At 35.8% G+C, this 1,947-nt stretch carries 1 protein-coding gene; it reads right to left on the bottom strand.

All coding sequences use genetic code 11. The features are described from left to right. Window positions 1–210: 210 nt before the first annotated feature. On the bottom strand, window positions 211–1,098 hold the full coding sequence (locus L1077_RS27045; protein WP_237139867.1) for a LysR family transcriptional regulator: 888 nt from the start codon (window positions 1,096–1,098) through the stop codon (window positions 211–213). Window positions 1,099–1,947 lie beyond the last annotated feature (849 nt).

Raw genomic sequence — 1,947 nt, 5'->3', positions numbered from 1 at the left:
TTTAGATAAAACAACCCATACAAAACTGTGGTTCGATATCTCAAGGTACTGGGATAATGCATGGGGACCTAGATGCCGTGCTGAAAACGGTTACTTGAACGTTGAAAAAGTATATTGGCAAGTAGAACGTTAACGCTAAATAAACTCAAACCCTGCTCTTAGTTAATTTCCGAAGAGAAGGGTTTGCTCAAAAAAATAACATAACCCCACTTAATTGATGTGAATTAACATACTTTTTAGGTGTTCCAAAAAGACTTTCACCTTCTCAAGCGGGTATTTCCGCCCAGAGTAAAATGCATTTAATACTAAATCTTCAGGCTCACGATCTAATTTTATCTCAATGAGTTGGCCCTGCTCAATGGCTTGTTCACACGCATGAAAAGGTAATATTGCAAACCCAAGCCCTTGAATAGCTGCCGCTCTGGCCATATTGCCGCTATTTACTTTATAACTTGATTGCACTGTTAATAAATAATCCCCCTTAAAACGCCAAGGTGCCCCTTGCATCACGCTTAGCGTGGTTATACAAGGCAGTGAGCTCAACTCTTGTAAACTTTTCGGTTTTGGGTAACGCGCCAACAGCTTTGGAGAAGCGACAATACAACTTGGCCATCGTATTATCTCTTTTGCCACCCAACCCGAGTCCGCCATGCTGCCACGATTAAAGCTCATTACAATATCAAAGCCATCAACGATGCCTTCTTTCGCCTCCAACTGCGTATCACAACTTAACGCTATTGATGGGTTTTGAGCGACAAAGCTTGCGAGTACTTCCCCCATAAACGGAAGATCTGGCGTCATTATTTTTAGATGGCCCGACACATGATTTTTTTGCAAAGACGTTTCTTGTAAAGCGCTTTGTAAGGAATCCAACAGCGAACTGGTAGCATCATAGAGCTTTTGACCAGCCTCTGTAGGGCGCATTTTTCGGGTCGTACGCTCAAATAAGCGCACATTTAGTTGCTGTTCTAATAACGCAACATGACGACTGACATTCGACGTTGGCAATGCTAACTGCTCAGATGCCAGCTTAAAACTTAAGTGAAAAAACACAGCTTCAAAGCTTTTTAGCCATTTTAATTCGATTTTATCTAACATAGAAATTTGGAAATAAAGTTTATTTTATTAACAGATCTACAACTTAGATAAAAAACAAAAATAGTCAAACATTTATTTAAATAAAAACAAATTATCTGAAAACAAAAATCACAAAACCATAATTTAACGACAAGCAACGCCAAAATAAAGAAAATAAAAATTTACAAATTCACATTTACTAACAAACACATTGGAAATTGAAACATTATCAACATAACTTTAGTGTTTAATGAATGTCAGGTGCTAACCCACACCTAAAATAAAAATACGAAAAAGGAAATAAAAATGTTCAAATTAAATAAAAAGAATATAAAGTCACTATCTTTGGATAAGAATAAAATCCCAACAAAAATGACCTTTGGAATCGCTGGTGGAGCGCCTGTAAGTTGGAACAATTGCACAGACTTCTGTACACCTAGCGTTGGTGAGGGCTGTAAATTCACTAATTTATGCTAATAAATTGGAAGCTAAAGTCTTAGAATTAAATTTTAAAAAAAAACAAAACACCCAACACATAAAGTTAAAATAGAAAAGGAAATAAAAATGATAAAATTAAATAAAAAGAGTATAAAGTCACTATCTTTGGATAAGAATAAAATTCCAACAAAAATGACCTTTGGAATCGCTGGTGGAGCGCCTGTAAGTTGGAACAATTGCACAGACTTTTGTACACCTAGCGTTGGTGAGGGCTGTAAATTCACTAACTTATGCTAATTATATAATCGATTTTATAAATCGTAGCCAATGATACTCCATTGGCTATTTTAATTATTATAAAAATAAAGACCCTGAACAAAACCAGCTTATATAAAAAACCAAAAAAACCAAAGAAACCAACTTAAAAAGGCC

The organism is Pseudoalteromonas luteoviolacea (assembly GCF_021654285.1).
GTDB classification, from domain to species: domain Bacteria; phylum Pseudomonadota; class Gammaproteobacteria; order Enterobacterales; family Alteromonadaceae; genus Pseudoalteromonas; species Pseudoalteromonas luteoviolacea_J.
Note: the sequence above shows the minus strand (reverse complement) of the source record. Positions and strands in the feature narration are given on the sequence as shown.